The organism is uncultured Microbacterium sp., assembly GCF_963521695.1.
In the GTDB taxonomy this organism is placed as follows: Bacteria; Actinomycetota; Actinomycetes; order Actinomycetales; family Microbacteriaceae; genus Microbacterium.
Genome location: NZ_CAUQWC010000272.1, coordinates 1 through 3,976 on the forward strand (window position 1 = coordinate 1; position 3,976 = coordinate 3,976).

Sequence of the window (3,976 nt, forward strand, 5' to 3'; positions counted from 1 at the left end):
ACCGCGGCACGACCGCGCCGCCCGGGCGCTGATCCGTCCGGCTCACCGAGCTGCGCCGCGCAAAGTGCTGGTCGACCGCGGCACGACCGCGCCGCCCGGGCGCTGATCCGTCCGGCTCACCGAGCTGCGTCGCGCAGAGTGCCGGTGACGGTGCCCGCCGGGTCGGTGACGAAGCACGACACGCGGCGATCATCGACCAGCCACGTCTTGCGCGTGGGGCTCAGGTAGAAGTATTCGAGCACGGAGCGGTCATAGGCCGTGCCGACGAAGCCGGAGAACGCCTCCACACAGCCCGCCTCCGCCCGATGAGCGATCTCCGCGTCGCCCGGATAGTCGTCCGCGGCCTCCGCGACCGAGAACGCGGCGTACAGCTCGTAGGTGTGCGGTGCCGCGCAATCGACGAGGGTGGCGTCGCTGATCTCGCCGCGTCCCCGTTGGGAGAAGCACTGTCCCGGCTCGAGTGTGAAGGGCGGAACCGGCGTCTCCGAACCCGTCGGCGTGGTCGATGCAGAGGGGCTCGGCGCGGAGACGCTCACCGGACTCGACACCGTCCGAGTGTCGACGGCCATCCCCCACACGCCCGCGACGATGGCCGCCCCCATGACGACCGTCAGCGCCGATCCGACGACGATCCCCGCGACCGCGACACCGCGCCCTCGTTCCGACGTGCGGCGCAGGGTCGCGAGGGCGAAGGCTCCGGCCACGATGCCGCCGATCGGTGCGATGAACCCCAGCACGAGCGCAAGCACCGCGACGGCGTTCACGGCCGGATCCTTCTCGCGGGCGGAAGCGTCGCTCACGGCGAGGGCGCCCCGCTCGCGCACGTCGTCCGGCGACGGGGCGTCAACGGCCACCGACTCGTCGTCCTCCGCGGCCCTCGGCCGCATCGACGCGCCGGGCAGCGCGTCCACGGTGCTCGGGTCTGCGCCCATGGACGGCGCGCCGTCTCCGACGTGCACTCCTTCGTCGTTCGCGACCCTCACCTCGACGGGCGTGGGGCCCACCGCGCTGACGGTCGCCGACACCGTCGAATCGCGGGCGGCACTGCCCGTGTCCGTCTCCTCTGTCGGCGGTGTGAGATCGTCGTCCACCGAGCCCTCGACGGACTCGGCGATCAGTCCGCGCTCGGCCAGCCGCATCCGGGCCACACGCGCCGCCGCGAAGACGACGGCGCTGCCTCCGTCGTCGGCGAAGTGCGCGATGCTCCCGCCCGCCCAGGCGTCGACCCGCACGACGAAGCTCACTCGCGGCGCGACCGAACTCGCGCCGAACGCGTGGGCGTCGCGCTCGACGTCGAGCACACCGTCCCGCTCGCGCACGACGAAGCCCTGCTCCGACAGCGTGGCGGCGACAGCCGAGGAGGCGCCATCAGGCGGGGCGGTCAGGAACAGAGGCGATACTGCGGCCATCGGGTACCTCCGCGCAAACGATGCCGCGCCCGCGCGCAGCCCCGTTCACCGTAGATCCCGGTGGCACGAGGTCGGTGCGCGTTTCGAGACGCCCGCGGCAGTTCTCACGAGGCGATTCACCCGCTCAACACGCGAGGAACGGGCCCGCGCGAAGCTCCTCGGCGCGACCAGGGTCGTCAGAGGCCCGAACCGGCCAGGGATCCCACCGTCTGCTCGGCGTTCGGGTCGAAGAGCAGGCAGAAGATCTCGCGATCTCCGACCGCCCAGGTCTGCTCCGTCGGCCCCACGTAGTAGTAGTCGAGCCGGGACTCCTGGTACGACACCCCCACGTACCCGCCGTACGCCGCCTCGCAGCCCTGCAGGGCCGCCGTCTCGATCGCCGCGTCGCCCGGGTAGGCGGCGCCTGCCACGTCGAACCCGCCGAAGGCCTCGTACGAGTGCGGCTGCGCGCAGTCCACGACGTTGTCGGCCGCGACGAACCCGCCCGGGAGATCGTCGAGGCAGGAACCGACGACGAGCGCCGACGGATCGAACGGCGCCTGCTCGTCGGGTGCGACCGTCACTCCTCCCTCCTCGGGGGGCGCGTACGGGTCGACGGAGCCACCCGCGACCGTCAACGCCGAGAACACGAGGGTTCCGATGACGACGGTCGAGATGAAGAGGGTCAGTACGCTTCCCGCCACGATGCCGCCGAGGGCGAGGCCGCGGCCCTTCTCACCGGTGCGTTTGATCTGCGCCAGCGCGACGGCACCGGTCACGATGCCGGCGACCGGGACCACGAAGCCCAGCACCAGGGCGACGATGGCGACGACATTCGTGCGGCTCGCCCCGGCCGTGCCGGCAGCGGACGACGCGTCGGCGGCCGGACCGCCGGGGTACCCCACCACGTCGGGAGCCCCCGCCGACAGCGGTGCGGCCGGGATCTGCGCGAGCGTACCGGCGGCGGGTGCGGCGATGGCGAGCACACCCTGCTGCGCCAAGCGCGCCCCGACGAGCCGCGCGGCCTCACCAGCCGCCGTGCCGCCGGTGGGCACGGCGAGGTCGGCGCCGTCGTCCGAGGGCGCGAAGACCGCGAGGGTCCCCTCCGGCACCTCCGACAGGCGCACGTCGAACCGGTCGGGGACGACGTCGCCGTCGTCCGTCGCGATCCGCGACGCGACCAGCGCGTCGGACGAGGCGGCGACGTCGAAGCCCTGGTCGGTGAGGGCCGCGGCCACGGCATCGCGCGCCGGATCCGCGGGGAGGGAGAGTCGCAGTTCGGCGGCCGCCATGGGTGCTCCTGAGGTCACTCGCCGCGGGCTCGCGGCGCTTGCTCATCCGCCGCGGGCTCGCAGCGTCGGTCCAGGTTAGCCCGCGGGTCGCGACGACGCCGTCGGGCTCAGCGGATACGGCCGACCAGGTCGTCGCGCGTCAGGGTGTCGGCCGCGGCGAGCACCTCCCGCGCGGCATCCCGGGCGTCTTCGACGTTCCACAGCAGCACGCCCACCACGCGACCGTCGTCGAGGTAGAACACGACGCCGCGCTCGCCGTCGATCCAGTCTTCGACGGTCTCGAGCGACGAGTCGAGCGTTCCGACGGCTTCGTAACGGATGCCGAAGACCGCCGAGTAGTAGTAGGGCGTATGCGTGTACGGTTCGGCGGCCCCCGCGAGGTTGCGGCCGGCGGCCGCACCCTGCTCGTTGGCGTTGTCGACGTGCTCGACGCGACGGCGCCCGAGGAGGCGGTCGGGGTAGCTGGCGACATCCCCCGCGGCGTACACGTCGTCGACGGAGGTCCTCAACTGCGCGTCGACGTGCACGCCGTCGTCGACACGGAGTCCGGCGTCCTCCGCCAGCTCGGTGGCCACGTCGATGCCGAGACCGCTCACGACGGCATCCGCGCGTACCTCGTCGCCGTTCTCGAGTTCGAGGCGGGCGCCGTCGGCATCCGCCTCTCCGCCCGAGACCTTGGAGCCGGCGACGATCTCGACGCCCGCGTCGCGGAAGAGCTTCTCGAAGCGCTCGGCGAGGGCGGCGGGGAAGACGGCGTCGCCGAGGACGGCACCGGTGTGGACGAGGACGGTGTCGACGCCGTTCTGCACGAGCGCGGCGGCGAGCTCGGAGCCGATGTACCCGCCGCCGACGACGGCGATGCGATCGACCTCTCCGGCGAGCGCGCGCAGGCGCCGATAATCCTCGGCGGTGCGGAAGGTCAGGGCGCGCTCGCCGTGGGAGCGGTCGTCGATGGGGAGGGCGACGGGCGTGCCCCCGGTGGCGATCAGGAGCTTGGCGTACGAGAACGTCTCGCCCGCGGCATCCACTTCGTGCGCGTCGGGGCGGATCGCCGTCGCGCGGGTGCGCAGCCGGATGTCGGCGCCGGTGTCGCCGGCCGTACCGAGCGGCACCTTCTCCCAGGTGAACTCGTCGTCGGTCCACAGCTTCTTGCTGAGGGCGGGGCGCGTGTAGGGCTCGTCGACGTCGTCGCTCAGGATGCCGATCGTCCCGTCGGCGTCGATCTCGCGGATGCCGCGGGCGGCGGTGTCGGCGACCATTCCGCCGCCGACGATGAGGTAGTCGAAGTGTGTCGTG

General features: G+C 72.8%; 3 protein-coding genes. All 3 read right to left on the reverse strand.

The window, feature by feature from the left end:
- Positions 1 to 116: 116 nt before the first annotated feature.
- Complete coding sequence (locus RWP81_RS15000) at positions 117 to 1,409, reverse strand: septum formation family protein (RefSeq protein WP_314457432.1); 1,293 nt, start codon at positions 1,407 to 1,409, stop codon at positions 117 to 119.
- A gap of 176 nt (positions 1,410 to 1,585) precedes the next feature.
- Positions 1,586 to 2,680: a DUF4190 domain-containing protein gene (locus RWP81_RS15005; RefSeq protein WP_314457433.1), complete on the reverse strand. Its 1,095-nt coding sequence runs from the start codon at positions 2,678 to 2,680 to the stop codon at positions 1,586 to 1,588.
- A 107-nt stretch (positions 2,681 to 2,787) separates the two neighbouring features.
- On the reverse strand, positions 2,788 to 3,976 hold a 1,189-nt coding region (locus RWP81_RS15010; RefSeq protein WP_314457434.1), incomplete at its 5' end, for an FAD-dependent oxidoreductase.